The 15377-nt window shown below is 59.2% G+C and carries 21 protein-coding genes and 1 pseudogene; 12 read left to right on the forward strand and 10 right to left on the reverse strand.

Going from position 1 to position 15377, the window contains the following annotated elements:
- Nucleotides 1–13: 13 nt before the first annotated feature.
- The gene (locus RVY76_RS08240) at nt 14–562 is read right to left on the reverse strand and encodes a lipocalin family protein (protein ID WP_317373402.1); all 549 of its coding nucleotides are present in this window, start codon (nt 560–562) and stop codon (nt 14–16) included.
- A gap of 333 nt (nt 563–895) precedes the next feature.
- Nucleotides 896–1936 (reverse strand): aldo/keto reductase, encoded by a 1041-nt coding sequence (locus RVY76_RS08245; protein WP_317373403.1) that lies wholly within the window; start codon nt 1934–1936, stop codon nt 896–898.
- Between the two features lie 149 nt (nt 1937–2085).
- Here RVY76_RS08245 and RVY76_RS08250 point away from each other — a divergent pair, with 149 nt between their 5' ends.
- Together RVY76_RS08250 and RVY76_RS08255 are read left to right on the forward strand one after the other, a co-directional pair.
- Nucleotides 2086–2946, forward strand: coding sequence for a bifunctional helix-turn-helix domain-containing protein/methylated-DNA--[protein]-cysteine S-methyltransferase (locus tag RVY76_RS08250; RefSeq protein ID WP_317373404.1), 861 nt, complete (start codon nt 2086–2088; stop codon nt 2944–2946).
- Nucleotides 2947–3056: 110 nt separating this feature from the next.
- On the forward strand, nt 3057–3710 hold the full coding sequence (locus RVY76_RS08255; RefSeq protein WP_317373405.1) for an OmpA family protein: 654 nt from the start codon (nt 3057–3059) through the stop codon (nt 3708–3710).
- 155 nt (nt 3711–3865) lie between these two features.
- On the opposite strand, the gene RVY76_RS08260 is transcribed toward RVY76_RS08255, so the two are convergent.
- The 5 genes from RVY76_RS08260 to RVY76_RS08280 all read right to left on the reverse strand — a co-directional run bounded on the left by RVY76_RS08260 (nt 3866) and on the right by RVY76_RS08280 (nt 6437).
- Nucleotides 3866–4426: a F0F1 ATP synthase subunit B gene (locus RVY76_RS08260; RefSeq protein WP_317373406.1), complete on the reverse strand. Its 561-nt coding sequence runs from the start codon at nt 4424–4426 to the stop codon at nt 3866–3868.
- Nucleotides 4423–4968 carry a F0F1 ATP synthase subunit B' gene (locus RVY76_RS08265; protein WP_317373407.1) on the reverse strand — a complete coding sequence of 182 codons (546 nt, stop codon included), beginning with the start codon at nt 4966–4968 and terminating at the stop codon, nt 4423–4425. The genes RVY76_RS08260 and RVY76_RS08265 overlap by 4 nt, the downstream gene beginning before the upstream one ends.
- A 70-nt stretch (nt 4969–5038) precedes the next feature.
- Nucleotides 5039–5275 (reverse strand): F0F1 ATP synthase subunit C, encoded by a 237-nt coding sequence (locus tag RVY76_RS08270; protein ID WP_317373408.1) that lies wholly within the window; start codon nt 5273–5275, stop codon nt 5039–5041.
- A gap of 60 nt (nt 5276–5335) precedes the next feature.
- Nucleotides 5336–6112 (reverse strand): F0F1 ATP synthase subunit A, encoded by a 777-nt coding sequence (locus RVY76_RS08275; protein ID WP_317376735.1) that lies wholly within the window; start codon nt 6110–6112, stop codon nt 5336–5338.
- A gap of 16 nt (nt 6113–6128) precedes the next feature.
- A complete protein-coding gene (locus RVY76_RS08280; protein WP_410796026.1) occupies nt 6129–6437 on the reverse strand; it encodes an AtpZ/AtpI family protein in 309 nt (102 codons plus the stop codon).
- Between the two features lie 232 nt (nt 6438–6669).
- Here RVY76_RS08280 and RVY76_RS08285 point away from each other — a divergent pair, with 232 nt between their 5' ends.
- Nucleotides 6670–7017 (forward strand): metalloregulator ArsR/SmtB family transcription factor, encoded by a 348-nt coding sequence (locus RVY76_RS08285; protein WP_317373410.1) that lies wholly within the window; start codon nt 6670–6672, stop codon nt 7015–7017.
- Between the two features lie 198 nt (nt 7018–7215).
- Here RVY76_RS08285 and RVY76_RS08290 read toward each other — a convergent pair whose 3' ends face one another.
- Together RVY76_RS08290 and RVY76_RS08295 are read right to left on the reverse strand one after the other, a co-directional pair.
- A complete protein-coding gene (locus RVY76_RS08290; RefSeq protein ID WP_317373411.1) occupies nt 7216–7518 on the reverse strand; it encodes a hypothetical protein in 303 nt (100 codons plus the stop codon).
- Nucleotides 7519–7699: 181 nt separating this feature from the next.
- Nucleotides 7700–8590 (reverse strand): LysR family transcriptional regulator, encoded by an 891-nt coding sequence (locus RVY76_RS08295; protein WP_317376736.1) that lies wholly within the window; start codon nt 8588–8590, stop codon nt 7700–7702.
- 139 nt (nt 8591–8729) lie between these two features.
- Between RVY76_RS08295 and RVY76_RS08300 the strand changes: the two genes are divergently transcribed.
- The 9 genes and pseudogenes from RVY76_RS08300 (at nt 8730) to RVY76_RS08340 (ending at nt 14876) form a co-directional block, all read left to right on the forward strand.
- Complete coding sequence (locus tag RVY76_RS08300) at nt 8730–9209, forward strand: hypothetical protein (RefSeq protein WP_317373412.1); 480 nt, start codon at nt 8730–8732, stop codon at nt 9207–9209.
- A gap of 198 nt (nt 9210–9407) precedes the next feature.
- Nucleotides 9408–10889, forward strand: a complete 1482-nt coding sequence (ffh, locus tag RVY76_RS08305) for a signal recognition particle protein (RefSeq protein WP_317373413.1) — start codon at nt 9408–9410, stop codon at nt 10887–10889.
- 2 nt (nt 10890–10891) lie between these two features.
- Nucleotides 10892–11203, forward strand: coding sequence for a chorismate mutase (locus tag RVY76_RS08310; protein ID WP_317373414.1), 312 nt, complete (start codon nt 10892–10894; stop codon nt 11201–11203).
- A 1-nt stretch (nt 11204) separates the two neighbouring features.
- Nucleotides 11205–11588: a 30S ribosomal protein S16 gene (rpsP, locus tag RVY76_RS08315; RefSeq protein ID WP_317373415.1), complete on the forward strand. Its 384-nt coding sequence runs from the start codon at nt 11205–11207 to the stop codon at nt 11586–11588.
- Between the two features lie 63 nt (nt 11589–11651).
- Nucleotides 11652–12164, forward strand: coding sequence for a ribosome maturation factor RimM (gene rimM / locus RVY76_RS08320; RefSeq protein WP_317373416.1), 513 nt, complete (start codon nt 11652–11654; stop codon nt 12162–12164).
- Nucleotides 12142–12975 (forward strand): tRNA (guanosine(37)-N1)-methyltransferase TrmD, encoded by an 834-nt coding sequence (gene trmD, locus RVY76_RS08325; RefSeq protein WP_410795985.1) that lies wholly within the window; start codon nt 12142–12144, stop codon nt 12973–12975. Before rimM ends, trmD begins: the two co-directional genes overlap by 23 nt.
- A 224-nt stretch (nt 12976–13199) precedes the next feature.
- A pseudogene (rplS, locus tag RVY76_RS08330) lies at nt 13200–13562 on the forward strand (50S ribosomal protein L19); the annotation flags it as partial.
- Between the two features lie 114 nt (nt 13563–13676).
- Entirely contained in the window at nt 13677–13898 is a 222-nt protein-coding gene (rpmE, locus tag RVY76_RS08335) for a 50S ribosomal protein L31 (protein WP_317373417.1), read from the forward strand.
- 168 nt (nt 13899–14066) lie between these two features.
- On the forward strand, nt 14067–14876 hold the full coding sequence (locus RVY76_RS08340; protein WP_317373418.1) for a division plane positioning ATPase MipZ: 810 nt from the start codon (nt 14067–14069) through the stop codon (nt 14874–14876).
- A 28-nt stretch (nt 14877–14904) separates the two neighbouring features.
- Here the strand turns inward: RVY76_RS08340 and RVY76_RS08345 are convergent, their stop codons facing one another.
- A complete protein-coding gene (locus RVY76_RS08345; protein ID WP_317373419.1) occupies nt 14905–15342 on the reverse strand; it encodes a F0F1 ATP synthase subunit epsilon in 438 nt (145 codons plus the stop codon).
- Nucleotides 15343–15377: the final 35 nt, after the last annotated feature.

A 15377-nucleotide genomic window follows, 5' to 3' on the forward strand; every position in this document is an offset into this window, starting at 1 on the left:
TCACGATCTATGCTCAGGGAAGAGCCCGTTGCGGCGTCTCGCGCAGACGGGATAGATCATATCCGTTGAAGGCAAGGATCGTCTTGGCGGCCTCCAGACGATCGGGCGGTATGGAGGGATCGCGGTTCAGGATCCATCCTGCGCGGCCGGAAGGCACCCCGACGACTGCCGTCCTGTAGCTCTCGTCGACCCAAAGAACCCAATAGGGCGATGAAAGGAAGGGGACGGTGTCGAACGTCACCTCAAGGCGACCCGGTCCGATCGGACGAGCCTCCCCTTCGATCCTGCGAAGCGCCCCGTCCTGTCCCTGACAGCTATTCTCGACCGACAATGTCCCGTCGGGCTGTACTGCGTAAAGCGCCTGGGTATTCCGGCACCCAGCCTGGAAGGGCACCGGATAGGATGCGACCTCGTACCAGCGGCCGGCGAAACGCGCTGGATCGAACATCGCGATAGACCCCATCGGAATATCGCGGTCGCGATAGCCCGGCGCAGGGAGAAGCGGCGCTTCGGTCGAGCAAGCGCAGAGCGCAAGAAGAGCGGTGATCAGGATCCGAGGCATTGCGTCGCCACCCGTCCAGTACTGGTTACGATCTCATGGCATCCCATGAGTGGTTGGACCGGCGCGCAGGTTCGCGACCGGGCAAGACAGGCGACGCTGCAATCCGATGCCGTGTCGCAAGAGCGCCCGGCATCGTGCGGCGTCGCGAAACAGGTTCTGCCCCCTGCCCCGGCTTTGCGCCATTTGCCGCCCCGGGCTTCGCATGTCGTCTGTTCTGCCGGCGTTCCGAGATGGCTTGCCGGCAGGTCACGCCCCGTATCGTCCCCTGCGATACCGGTACACGAACCGAGTGCAATTACCGACATGATCATCACGGAACGCCAAACGGCCACCTCAATATGGTGCGGGATGGGCGCGGTGCGCTTCGGCGATCTCGTCCAGCACCTCCTGCGAGAGCGTGACCTCTTGGCCTTCGAGGATATGATCCAGTTGTTCGAGGGTCGTCGCCCCGAACATGGGGATCGTATTCACCGGCCGCGAGCGAACCCAGGCGATCGCCATGTGAACCAGATCGAGGCCGTGCTTCCGTGCGATCGCCTGGTAGGCATCGACCGCAGCAAAGGCACGATCGGTCTTGCGACCGCCGAGATTTCCGTTGATCGCCATCCGCGACCCGTCCGGCAATGCGCCGCCCTGATACTTGCCGGTCAGAAGCCCGGCGGCCAGCGGAGAATAGGCAAGAAGCGTGACATCCTCATGATGGCTCATCTCGGCCAAGTCGCTGTCGAACTGTCGACAAAGCAGCGAGTATTCGTTCTGCAGCGTCGCGACGCGCGGACCGCCCGACCGTTCAGCCGCCATCTGCCACTGCATAATGCCCCAGGTGCTGTCGTTCGACAGACCGAACGCACGGATCTTCCCCTCCGCACGAAGATCCTCAAGCGTGCCGATCGTCTCGGTGACGTGGTCGCGCATCGCTGCCGTATCCTGACCGGTCGGGTCGAAGCCCCATATCTGCCGGAAGTGGAACGACCCGCGATTGGGCCAATGGAATTGATAGAGATCGATGTAATCGGTCTTCAGCCGTCGAAGGGATCCCTCGATTGCCGAACGCAAGGTGTCCGGTCGGATCGGCGCACCGTCGCGCGCATTTTCGGTCGGTCCTGAACATTTCGTGGCAAGCACGACGTCCGATCGCCGGCCAGATGCCTCGAACCAATCTCCGATGATCGCCTCAGTATCGCCGATGGTCTCGGCCAGAACGGGGTTTACCGGATACATCTCGGCCGTGTCGAGGAAATCGATCCCGGCATCGAGTGCGCGGTCGATCTGCCGATGACCTTCGGCAGCATCTGTCTGGCGTCCCCAAGTCATCGATCCCAGGCACCATCCGGACACCTCAATCCCGGTCCGCCCCAGCGTTGTGCGATCCATCAGCTTTGTCCTTTCTCTGTCATCGGCCGAAGGGGTGAGCCACTACGTACCGTTTGGCAAGGGCAAAGGACGGCCCTGTTTCCCGCAATATTCGGGTCGCGTGACGGCCACCGCTTAGCGTATTCCACCGGAACAACCGGAGAGTGCCGATGACAGATGTCGAAAGTTCATATTACTGGCGTCTCATGCGTCGTGCCATCGACAGGCTCGACGCGGAGGACGGTCGAAACCTCACACTTGCCGAGATCGCCGAGGAAATGAACCTCGCGCCGGAGCACTTTCAACGTCTCTTCAGCCGCTGGATCGGCGTCAGTCCAAAGCGGTTCCAGCAATTTCTGACGCTGGGCCATGCAAAGAAGCTGCTCGAAACGCGGTTCACCACGCTCGACACTGCGCATGATGTCGGAATTTCGAGCACGGGACGTCTTCACGATCTCTTCGTCAGATGGGAAGCGATGAGTCCTGGCGAATATGCCCGGAAAGGCGCAGGGCTGACGATCCGTCACGGATACGGCACCGGACCATTCGGGCGCATGCTCGGAATGGTGACGGACCGAGGTCTTTGCGGGCTCGCTTTCTGCGAAGAGACCGGGGACGATGCGGCACTCGCGGATCTGGCCGCGCGCTGGCCCGCCGCGACGCATCTCCGCGACGACAAGGCGCTTGCTCCACATCTGTCTTCCGCGATCAGCCCGGGGGCGCGGAATGACCTTCATCTCATTGGCGCACCCTTCCAGATCAAGGTCTGGGAGGCTTTGATGACGATCCCGACAGGACACGTCACGACCTACGGCGAGATCGCCCAGGCCATCGGTCGTCCCAAGGCCGTTCGGGCCGTTGGAAGTGCCGTCGGACGGAATCCGATTTCATGGATCATTCCATGTCACCGTGCAATCCGCGCAACAGGAGGGCTCGGCGGCTACCACTGGGGGATACCCGTCAAGCGCGCTATGCTCGCACACGAGGCTGCAGCGACGGATTTCGATGGGCGAGAGCAGTCCGCTCAGTAAGGTGATCGGCCGGCGCTGGCCGATTGTTATAATCAGCGTGCAAGACCTGATCTCCGCACTATGATACGCACGCAGATGTGCACATCGAATGAGCATATAGTGAGGACCTAATGAACTTCATCAAGACCCCCATCCTGCTTGCCTCTGTCGGGATTCTGAGCCTCGGCGCCTGCGTCGACCAGACCACGGGCGAGCGCAACCGCACGACGACCGGCGCGCTGGTCGGTGCCGGTGTCGGCGCGCTGGCCGGTGCCACGCGCGAGTCGGGCAACGACCGGTTTCGGAACGCCGCCGTGGGTGCCGCGCTCGGCGCGGCGGGCGGTGCAGTCGTCGGCAACATCCTCGATCGGCAAGCGGCCGAATTGCGTGACGATTTCTCCAACGGAGCGATTGACGTTATCAATACCGGATCCGAGCTGATCGTCCGGATGCCTCAGGATATCCTCTTTGCCACCGACAGCGCAGTCGTCGGGTCCGGTCTGCAGGGCGACCTCCGCGTGCTCGCGGCGAACCTCAACCGTTATCCGAACTCGGTGATCGAGGTTCAGGGCCATACCGACAATACTGGAACTGCCGCTTACAATCAGGAACTGTCGCAACGCCGTGCTCAGTCCGTTGCATCGATCCTAACGGCGAATGGTGTGTCGTCGGGCCGCGTACGCGCGATAGGTTACGGAGAAGATCAGCCGATCGCATCCAACTCAAGCGCCGAGTCCCGCGCGCAGAACCGTCGCGTTCAGATTGTGATCCGTCCAACCCAGTAAAATGTAAGGCGAGATGAAGTCACCTTCATCTCGCCTACTTCGATCACCTATGGCAAACTTGCCAAACAACCGTTGGGTCAAACCCGTGCTCTGCGTTCTTTGAAATCCTCGGACTGCTTAACGAGTCCCAGCTCCCGAAAGTCTTAGATAGCTGATCAGTGCAGTTTCGCATCTACGGTTTTGATTGACTGTTCAATCAATGCGTTCTGCCTTGATGGGTCCATCCGTCCTTTCAGGACGTCGTGCGCAGCGGCGATTGCGACAGTGATCGCACGGTCACGCACATCTCTGATCGCTTGCTCCTCGGCCGAGGCAATCTGTTCCTTGGCCGCCTGAACCCGACGCTCCATGGATTTCTGCATTTCCGCTTCGGCCTTCGCGGCGTTCTGCTTTGCGTCTTCACGCGCAGAGGCGACGATCCGATCGGCTTGGTTCTGTACGTCTTTCTGCTTACGCTCGTAGGAGGCGAGAAGCGACTGCGCCTCTTCGCGGAGTTCCCGTGCTTCGGCGAGATCGGAGCGAATGCTGTCGGAGCGCTTGTCCAGCATCGCGAACAAGGTTGTCGGGACGCGCAAATAAAGAAGAACGCCAATGAAGACGAGGAAACCCAGCAAAACCACGAAATCGGTATTGTTGAGAGTTACAAACGGGCCTTCGGCCGCGAAGGCCGGAAGGGGGATCAAAATCGCTGCGGCAAGACTGGCAAAACGCATCATGCTGCTCCCTTGAGGCGCTTGTCGACGGCGCTATCGACCTGGTCGCGGTCGCCTTCGAACCCCATCGCATTGACCACCGCAAGCGCAGTATCTTTTGCAACTTCTTCAACGGAGGCCATCGCGTTGTCACGAATTTCAGTAATACGCTTCTCGGATTCGACCTGCTGAGCCGCAATTTCGGCTTCGGCTTTCTCGGTGGCCCGGTCGAGCTCGGACTGCATCTTTGCCTTGTTCTCTTCCGTGATCCGGTTGGCTTCGGACCGCGCATCAGCCAGCGCCTTATCGTAGGCACGTTCGGCTTCGGTGGCCTTTTGCTTCAGTTCTTCAGCCGCCGCGATATCATTGGTGATCGTTCCCTGACGTTCTGCCAAGACCGACGATATACGCGGCAATGCGACGCGCGATAGCACGAAATAAATCGCGATCAGTGCGACAATCAGCCAGAAAATCTGGTTGGGATACGAGCTGGGATCGAGTTGCGGCATGCCGCTCGCAACTTCCTCGCCAGCGCCGAGCGCGGCTTCACGTGGTTCGGTTGCCATCGACGTTCTCCTGATGACTCGGACGCCGAAGGCGGATTCCACCTCCGGCGTCTAGAAAGTCAGTGGATCTTCAGACGGCGAACATCAGCAGAAGCGCGATCAGGAACGAGAAGATCCCGAGCGCTTCGGCGAACGCGATGCCGATGAAGAGCGTTGCGGTCTGGCCCGCCGCGGCAGAGGGGTTGCGCAGGGCGCCGCTGAGGAAGTTCGCGGCAACGTTGCCGACCCCGAGAGCGGCGATGCCGGTTCCGAGCCCGGCAATCCCGGCCCCGATGAACTGACCCATGTTTGCGATGTCGCCTTCCATGATAGTGCTCCTTGATGAATTGGAAGTTGAGAGGTTCGACCGGCCGATCGGCCCGCCAAATCAGTGATGCGGATGCAAGGCATCCTTGAGGTAGACGCACGTCAGGATCGTAAAGACGTAGGCCTGGATGAATGCCACCAGCACCTCGAGCGCGTAAATCGCAGTGATCGCGAAGATCGGGAGAAACGCGAAGAGCCCGAGCGCACCGGCAAATCCCGCAAACACCTTGAGCACGGCGTGCCCCGCCATGATGTTGCCCGCAAGACGGATCGAATGGCTGACTGGACGAACGAAGTACGAGATCAGTTCGATCAAGGCCAGGATCGGTCGCAGCGCGAGCGGCGCGGACCTGACCCAGAAGAGTTCGAGAAACTTCGGACCGTTCAGAACGAATCCCAGGATCGTGACGCCGAGGAAAACGATCAACGCCAGAACGGCCGTGACGGCGATATGCGCCGTAGGCGCAAAGGACATCGGCAGAAGCGCCAAGCTGTTCGCCATCAGGATAAACATGAACAGGGTCATGATGTAAGGGAAATATCGGATCCCGTCCTTGCCAGTGATATCCTCGACCATCTTGTAGATGAAGCTGTACGAAAGCTCGGCAACGGATTGCGCACGGCTCGGAATGACGGACCTACCCCTGCTTCCGATGACGAGCAAAAGGACAACGCAAACGACGGAAAGAGCCATCCAGAGCGTTGCATTGGTGATGGTGAACATGCCGACCGGACCGTCCGAAAAGAGCGGCTGGACAATGAATTGGTCCATCGGATGAATATTCAGACCACTGCCCGAATGCGCTGCATCCGCAGCGCCTGTCCCGATACCATGCATTCCGGACGCGGTGTTTTCAGCCATTGTCACTCTCGTTTCTGTCGCCAGACACCTTTTGTGAGCCGGCTTCGATCTCTTTGGCGGTCCGCAACATCACGTTCACGCCTGCGGCCAGGCCAAGCAGGACGAAGACGACGAGAAAGAGCGGCATCGTCCCGAATGCATAATCGAGACCGTATCCTATGCCGAAGCCGATCAGCAGACCGGCGGTCAATTCCGTCACCATTCGCCAAGCCATATTGGCCATCGAATAATGTTCGTCGGAACGAGGTTTCGGGCCCTGTGCCTTGCGCGCCGCAGCCAGACGACGCTCAAGCGCTGCCATCCGATCGCGATTGGCATCATCAGCCACAGGATCGTCCTCCTTCAGACGGGCGGAAACTAGGCTGGCTTGGTGGAACTAGTCAAGCCGATGCCTTGACCGACTAAGGACCTGTTTTTATTAATCTTTATTGAAGCGGCCTCCCTGCGGCGGGACATTTGACCGATGCGGCTTATTCAACCATTAAGTTAAGCAATGCTTGACCGAAGTACCGGCCGATGACACTCGAACCGGAATGCAGAATCTCGACCTCATATTCGCGGCCCTGTCCGACCCAACCCGACGGTCGATCATGGCGATGTTGCTGGAGGACGATATGGCCGTGACGGATGTCGCAGCTCCCTTCCCGATTTCACTTGCCGCGGTTTCGAAGCATCTCGGGATTCTGAGCCGCGCCGGTCTGGTCAGTCAGGAGCGGCGCGGCCGTGTGGTCTGGTGCAAGATAGAGCCCTGCAGTCTTCGCGCAGCGAGCGTCTGGATGCAGAGTTTCGGTCAATTCGACCCGGTCAACCTGGAACCGTTCGAGCGCTTCCTCGCACTTGAGGGACTTACGGATGAAAGTCCCGGTATCGTCGATGATTAAAGGACGAAGGACACGATCGCTACGACGATCACGACCAGGCCGACAAGATAGATGATACGGTTCATTTGGCTTCCTTTATAAGGCTTTGCTGACATTTCGGGTGAACCCGCATTCCCGCGATCCGTTCCGGGCCGCAGAAACGAGAAAGGGCATCCCTCGGGATGCCCTTTCGTGTTTCGTCAAATCGATAGCGCTCGATTACTGAGCGGCGACGGTGGTCGCGGTCGATTCGTCGGAATCATCGTCGTCGTCGTTGGCGATCGCAGCGATAGCGGCGAGAGCAAGAAGACCACCACCGATCGCGGCGGCCGTGCCGGCCGTGCCGAGACCACCGAGGCTGCCCGACGAACCCTGCGCGGGGGCCATCGTCACGACGGCGCACTCGGGCGCTTCGGGGGTGACGTTGCAGTCGACCACGGGGGCCAGGCTGCCGGCAAACGCCGCTTGGGTCAGAACGACGGAAGAGATCGCCGTGCCAGCGAGGATGGATTTGATGCTCATAGATGCCCCCTTGGGATTCGTAGGAAAGTTCGACACCGCTACCCCTAATTGCGTCTTGTGAAGGACGCAAGCGTCGGAAAACGCGCTATTGCACCGGCGACACACTAAATTACCTAGAATTATGCGGTCCCGCGCGGGTCGCGTGAAACTTCGGCATGTTTACGCCGACATCAGGCACAAATCAGACCGGCTGAAAGCCAGACCAGTTCGCGGCCTCGGACTTTAGAAAGGTAAGAAAAGCCTGCACTTTCATAGTTCTATGAAGATCGACATGGGTGACAAGCCAGATCGGCACGGACCATTCCGGGCGGGGCTGAGCGACAAGTACGACCCCACTCATTTTCTCCGCCTGAAAGACAGGAAGGAACCCGAGACCGGCACCTGCGACGATCGCATCGCGCATGACGCGGTCTTCGGTGCCACGGAAAACCTGCCGATCGCGCGGGACTGTATCACTCAGCCACCGGTGGAATGGAGCGCGATTCTTCGGATCGTCATGTGCGACGAAAAGATGCCCGGCGAGATCGTCATCGTCAGACGGGAGACCACGACGTTCAACATAGTCGTTGGAAGCGTAGAGCCCGAAAAGTTCGGTCCCGAAGGCTTGGGCAACGTAATCCGGCTCTCGTGGAGCGGGACCGGCACGAATCGCAACGTGCGCCTCACCGTACTCGAGCCGGTAAACCCGTTCATCCGTGAGGAACCGAGTTACGAGGTTCGGATGACGCGCACCGAACCGGGTCAGCGAAGGAGTTACGAATGGCGAGAGCGAACTCAGCGATGTAACGACAAGCTCTCCCTCGATCGCATCGCCCTGCCCCTTGATGCGACTTACGAGCTGCGCGAATTGATCATTGGCACCTTGCGCCACCTTCAGCAGATCAGATCCGGCTTCGGTAGGTGTGTACCCCCTCGCATGCCTTTGAAAAAGCTTTGTTCCAATACTCGTCTCGAGGGAATCGATGTGGCGGATCACGGTCGCGTGGTGAATACCTAGCGCTTCGGCAGCACCCGATACCGTCCCGATCCGTGCCACCTGATATGCCGTTCTGATTTCTTCCCAGTTCGTGATCACGTTACTCCTTCTACTGCGATTTCAGCAGCCGACTGCCATACCGAACCCAAAAGCAACGACCGTACATATCGCAACGGAACCGAGCGCGATGCATCCTGTTCTCATGAAGAAGCCACAATTAGAAGGACACATCCAGATGTCACCTTTGACCCGGAATCTCGCTCTTACCGCTGCGGCGATTTCCATCCCGGCAGTCCTTGCTGCGGTTGCCGGACCGGATCGTGTCCGCCAGCTTCCGGGACAGATGCGCGATCTGTTGAGTGACGACGATACTGTCGAGGGTCAGCTCAAGCGGCTCACGCATAGGCTGAACAGTCTTACGACCGATCTCCATATTCATTCGTCGAATCGGGATACGATGGTTCAAGTGGGTCGGATCGCAGCGATTTTCGGAGCGGTGCTTATCGTGCCAGCGGCGCTTGCTGCCTGGATCGGTCCTGAAAGGATACGAGACAAAGCACGGCAGTACCGAAACGATTTCATGGCCAGCGACGGCGTGGATCGCATGAGGCGGGGATTTGCCGATGACCTCGACGACCTCGAGGATGATATCCAGCAGCAACGCGACGATGCCTATGATGCTGTGACGAGAGCCGCCCGCGACGTGCGCGATTGACTTGACAGATGATGCGGGGGCGCTTAGCCACTCCCGCATCCCGGAAGTGCCAAAACTTCCGGTCCCCCCGGCATGCGGGGGGATCGCCTCCCACCAGCGCGTTGCGCCCGTGGGAGTGTTTTTCGTTTGGCGGTTCGGGTACGAAATTACTGCGCTGTCTGCGCGGGAAAAGCTGTCCGCACCGGTGAGGGGATACGCATGTTCGAGAATCTGTCGGAACGCCTGGGTGGCGTATTCGATCGGCTTACCAAACAGGGTGCGCTGAGCGATGAGGATGTAAAGACCGCCTTGCGCGAGGTTCGTGTGGCGCTTCTCGAAGCCGACGTATCGCTCAGCGTCGCGCGCGACTTCGTCAAAGCAGTTCAGGAAAAGGCCACCGGCACCGCCGTCACGAAATCCGTGACACCCGGCCAGCAGGTCGTGAAGATCGTCAATGACGAACTCGTCCACGTGTTGGGTGGTGACGAGACCGACCACGGCAAACTGCGTATAGACAATGCCCCAGCCCCAATCCTCATGGTGGGACTGCAGGGCTCGGGCAAGACGACGACGACCGCCAAACTCGCGAAGCGGCTCAAGGATCGCGAGAAAAAGCGCGTTCTGATGGCTTCTCTCGATACGAACCGGCCTGCGGCGATGGAGCAGCTTCAGATGCTCGGTCTCCAGGTCGGCGTCGATACGCTGCCGATCGTGAAGGGTGAGACACCCGTTCAGATTGCCAAGCGCGCAAAGCAGCAGGCCACTCTGGGCGGCTACGATGTGTATATGCTCGATACGGCTGGCCGGCTCCATATCGATCAGGAATTGATCGCGCAGGCCGCAGAGGTGCGCGATATTGCCAACCCGCGCGAGACGCTCTTGGTCGTCGACGGCCTGACGGGTCAGGACGCTGTGAATGTCGCCACCGAGTTCGATGACAAGATCGGCGTTTCCGGCGTCGTGCTGACACGAATGGACGGCGATGGTCGCGGCGGTGCCGCTCTCTCGATGCGGGCCGTCACCGGCAAGCCCATCAAGTTCGTAGGCCTCGGCGAAAAGATGGACGCGCTCGAGACGTTCGAGCCCGAACGAATTGCCGGCCGCATTCTCGGTATGGGCGATATTGTTGCCCTCGTCGAAAGAGCGCAGGAAACGATCGAGGCCGAACAGGCCGAGCGCATGATGAAGCGCTTCCAGAAGGGTCAGTTCAACATGAACGACCTGCGCCAGCAACTTGAACAGATGATCAAGATGGGCGGAATGGAAGGCATGATGGGCATGATGCCCGGCATGGGCAAGATGGCGAAGCAGGTGCAGGATGCCGGGATGGACGACAAGGTTCTGACCCGTCAGATCGCGCTCATCCAGTCCATGACCAAGAAGGAACGGGCGAACCCGCAGATCCTTCAGGCGAGTCGCAAGAAGCGCATCGCCGCCGGCTCTGGTCTCGAAGTGTCGGACCTGAACAAACTTCTCAAGATGCATCGGCAGATGGCCGACATGATGAAGAAGATGGGCAAGGGTGGAATGCTCAAGAAGGCGATGGCCGGCATGTTCGGCAAAGGTGGGCCGAGCGAAGAGCAGATGAAAGCCGCACAGGCGCAGATGGGCAAGATGGGCGGACCCGGCGGAATGGGAGGAAATCCCTTCGGGGGTGGCGGACTGCCGCCCGGGCTCAGCGGCTTCGGTACGAAGAAATGAGCATGGCACCCCCCTCATCCGACATAGAGCGTGCGGCAAATTTGCTGAAGGCCCATCGCGCCAGCATCGACCGCCTTGACGCCGTGCTGATTTATACACTCGGAGAGCGTTTCAAGCACACCCAGGATGTCGGGCGGCTGAAAGCACTGCACGACTTGCCGCCAAGCGATCCGGATCGAGAGTCGCAACAGATCGAACGGCTCGAGACATTGGCGAGGGAAGCCGATCTCGACCCTGACTTCGCCAAGAAATTCCTGACCTTCATCATTGCGGAGGTCATCCAACACCACAAGAAAATCTCAGGAGATCACTGACATGGCCATGAAAATTCGTCTCTCGCGTGGCGGTTCCAAGAAACGCCCGCATTATTCCATCGTCGCAGCGGATTCCCGCTACGCTCGTGACGGCCGGTTCGTCGAGAAGCTTGGAACGTACAATCCGCTTCTGCCGAAGGACAGCGAAGATCGCGTCAAGATGAATGCCGAGCGGATCCAGTTCTGGCTTGAGCAAGGCGCGCAGCCGACTGACCGGATCCAGCGTTTCCTCGAAGCAGCTGGCCTTCGTGACAAGAAAGAGCGGAACAACCCGCAGCGCGCCGAGCCCGGCAAGAAGGCGCAGCAGCGCGCCGAGGAGCGGGCCGCAAAATCCGCAGCGGCGGCCGAGGCGGCGAATGCGCCTGCCGAAGAAACAGCCGAATAATACGAATGGGCGCAATCCGGAAAGTCCGTTCCAGAGCCGTCCCGCTCGGCCATGACCCCTTTCATGGTTGAGCGGGTCTGCGTAGGAGCAATCGCCGGTGCTTTCGGCGTTCGCGGCGAGGTGCGCCTCAAGAGTTTTTGTGCCGAACCGGAAGCGATTGCCGATTACGCGCCTCTCACCACAGAAGACGGAATGAGAAGCTTCGACCTGACGCTCGACAGGGCAATCAAGAATGGCTTCGCGGCACGTCTTTCGGGTGTATCGACGCGCGAAGAGGCGGACGCTCTCAGAGGCGTCCGCCTCTTCGTTTCACGGGATCGTCTTCCGGAAATCGACAGCGACGAATTCTATCACGCCGACCTCATCAATCTCGAGGTGGTGGATACGGGCGGAGTTCTGCTCGGGAGAGTGAAGGCCGTACTCAACCACGGCGCGAGCGATCTTCTGGAGGTTGCGCTTGCCAATCGGTCAGAAAGCGTTCTCTTGCCATTCACGCAGGCAATCGTCCCGAACGTGGACCTTGCAACGAGACGCCTCGTGGCCGACCCGCCCGATGGATTATTTCCGGATGAGTGACGCTCCGGGCAGGTCGCACGGTAGACTCAGGATCACGGCATCACGCAAGCCGACCGAACTCCTGCAAGACATTCCAGATCTTCAAGGGGCTTGGGAGGCCAGGATCATTACCCTGTTCCCGGAAGCCTTTCCCGGTGTCCTCGGCACATCGCTGATGGGCCGTGCGCTGAAGGATGGGATCTGGCGGTGCGAAACCATCGACCTGCGTGATTTCGGTGAGGGCCGTCATCGTAATGTGGACGATACACCTGCCGGCGGCGGTGCGGGCATGGTCTTACGTGCCGATGTGGTCGATCGCGCACTCAGGCACGCACAAAACGGTGCCCCGGTCGACAGGGAGGCTTGGCCGGTCGTCTATCTTTCCCCGCGCGGGAAACCTTTTGATCAGGCGACCGCAGTTCGCTGGTCCCGCGCACAAGGTGTCACACTCCTTTGCGGACGCTTTGAGGGGGTGGACCAACGAGTTCTCGACGCGCATCAAATCGAGGAGGTGTCGCTCGGTGATTTCGTGATGAGCGGAGGTGAGATCGCGGCTCAGGCCATGATCGACGCCACCGTCCGGCTTCTGCCTGGCGTGCTGGGCAACGCGGCAAGCACCGTTGAAGAGAGCTTTTCGAATGGATTGCTCGAAGCCCCACAATTCACACGTCCTGCCATCTGGAACGAACGTGAAATCCCCGATGTTCTGACCTCAGGCGATCACGGAAAGATCGCGCGTTGGCGTCAGCACAATTCAGAGGAACTGACACGGGCCCGCCGCCCAGATCTCTGGACTGCATACGAAGCGCGGAAAGGCTCTGGGGGCACTTGATCGCGCTGTCGCATCTGAATATACGACAAAGGTCTGGCGACCTCGAGTCGACCGGACCGTTGTTCTTTAAGCGTGATCTTCACTCGCGATCTGGATAGGAACGACGTCCATACCAAAAGGCGTCCTGAAACCTCCGAAGGGGTAATACCCACCGAAGACCGGAGCTCTGAGGCAGCAGAAATCTTCGCGGAGAGCACCGCGGGCAACATGAAGGAGCGCGTCAGATGAACCTGATCGCACAATTGGAAGCCGAGCAAGTCGCCGAACTTGCTAAGGACATTCCCGATTTCAAAGCTGGCGATACGATCCGCGTCGGCTACAAGGTGACCGAAGGCACGCGGACCCGCGTTCAGAATTACGAGGGTGTGTGCATCAGCCGCAAGAACGGTGCCGGCATTGCCGGCAGCTTCACCGTGCGCAAGATCAGCTTCGGCGAAGGTGTCGAGCGGGTCTTTCCGCTCCACTCGACGAACATCGACAGCATTACGGTCGTGCGCCGCGGTAAGGTGCGCCGCTCGAAGCTGTATTATCTGCGCTCGCGCCGCGGCAAATCTGCACGTATCGCGGAGCAGTCGAACTACCGCGCACCTCGCAAAGGCGCACCGCACGCCCATATCCCTTCAAACGAAGCCGGTGCCGTGCAGAACAAATCAAAGGATCCCCGTGATCCGAAGCAGATCGACAAGTAAGGGCCCGGCATCATGCGTAAAGATACTCATCCCGACTATCACGTCATCGAGGTCAAGATGACCAACGGTGATGTCGTTCAAATGAAGTCGACTTGGGGCGGCGAAGGTGACCAGCTTGCCCTCGACATCGATCCCAGTGTGCATCCTGCTTGGACGGGCGGCTCGACCCGCCTGATGGATACCGGTGGCCGCGTCTCGAAGTTCAAGAAGAAGTACGAAGGCCTCGGTTTCTGATCTGCAACGATCAGTTCGACTGTTCAAACGCCGCCCCCACGAGGGCGGCGTTTTTGTTTCGTATGGCGATGATGCAGCACTCAGGCTTTGATCTTTCCGCGCCTTTTACTGGTCGTGGCTGGCTCATATAGTCCTCGCAATCCAGAAAAGACGCGAGGGCGAAGGCGCATGGCGCATATCATCGTAGTGGGCAACGAAAAAGGCGGATCCGGCAAATCGACCACTTCGATGCACGTCGCGACAGCGCTGGTTCGAATGGGCCACAAGGTCGGGGCGCTGGATCTTGATCTCCGCCAACAAAGTTTCGGCCGCTACATCGAAAACAGGCTTTCCTTCGTTGAAAGGTCAAAGGTCCAGCTCGCCTCCCCCGACTTTCGTCAGTTACCGAAAGTCGACGAAGCGTTACTTTCTCCAGACGACAACGCTGACGATGCTCGACTATCGGCGGCCGTCGCAACGCTGGAAAAACAATCTGACTTTATTCTAATCGACTGCCCGGGCTCCCACACACGTCTTAGTCAAATGGCCCATTCCCTTGCCGATACGCTCATCACCCCTCTGAACGATTCATTCGTAGATTTCGACTTGCTTGCACGGATCGATGGCGACACCAACAAGGTTCTGGGGCCGTCGGTCTATTCGGAAATGGTATGGAGCGCGCGGCAGATGCGCGCCAAGGCTCAACTGCGTCCGATAGATTGGATCGTCGTACGAAACCGGCTCGGAACGCAACAGATGCGTAACAAGAAAAAAGTGGGCGACGCATTGAACGGACTTGCTAATCGAATAGGATTCCGCGTGGCTCCCGGATTTTCGGAGCGGGTCATCTTTCGAGAGCTCTTTCCCCGAGGCCTTACGCTTCTGGATCTCAAGGATATCGGATCAGGAGGTTTGAACCTTTCGAACGTCGCCGCACGTCAGGAGGTTCGAGACCTCTTGCGGGCGCTGCACCTTCCGGACGTCTCGGTAACGATATAAAAAAGGCCGCTTGAAAGCGGCCTTTTTGTTAGAAGTTCGGTTGTTTCGGGTCCAGTCCAATATGATCGCCCATTGCCATCATGTCGGAGAGCAGCTTCGCTGCATCGTCTACCGGCCCTGGCTCGTTCTCGAAATTGCCTTTTGCTTCGTTATGCTTTCGCGCGGCTTCCTCGATCATCCGATCGAGCTTGTCCTGCGTCATCTCCTCGCGCGAATGGCTTTCTTCAGCCAGAACCGAGATGCCCTCAACGCCGATCTCGGCAAATCCACCGGTTACAACGAACTCTACCGTTCCGTCGGGGCCTTCGGCATGAAGAACACCAGGGCGAAGAGTGGTGATGAGCGGAGTATGGTTCGCCATCGCCGTGAGATCACCGTCCGTCGCAGGAATGCGAACTGCACTCACCTGCATCGAAGCAACGCGTCGCTCAGGGCTGACAAGTTCGAATTTCACAGTATCGGCCATGTCTCTTCCTTCTTAGGGTGGGCCGGATCCAGTCC

This window comes from Palleronia sp. LCG004 (genome assembly GCF_032931615.1).
Classification (GTDB): Bacteria; Pseudomonadota; Alphaproteobacteria; order Rhodobacterales; family Rhodobacteraceae; genus Palleronia.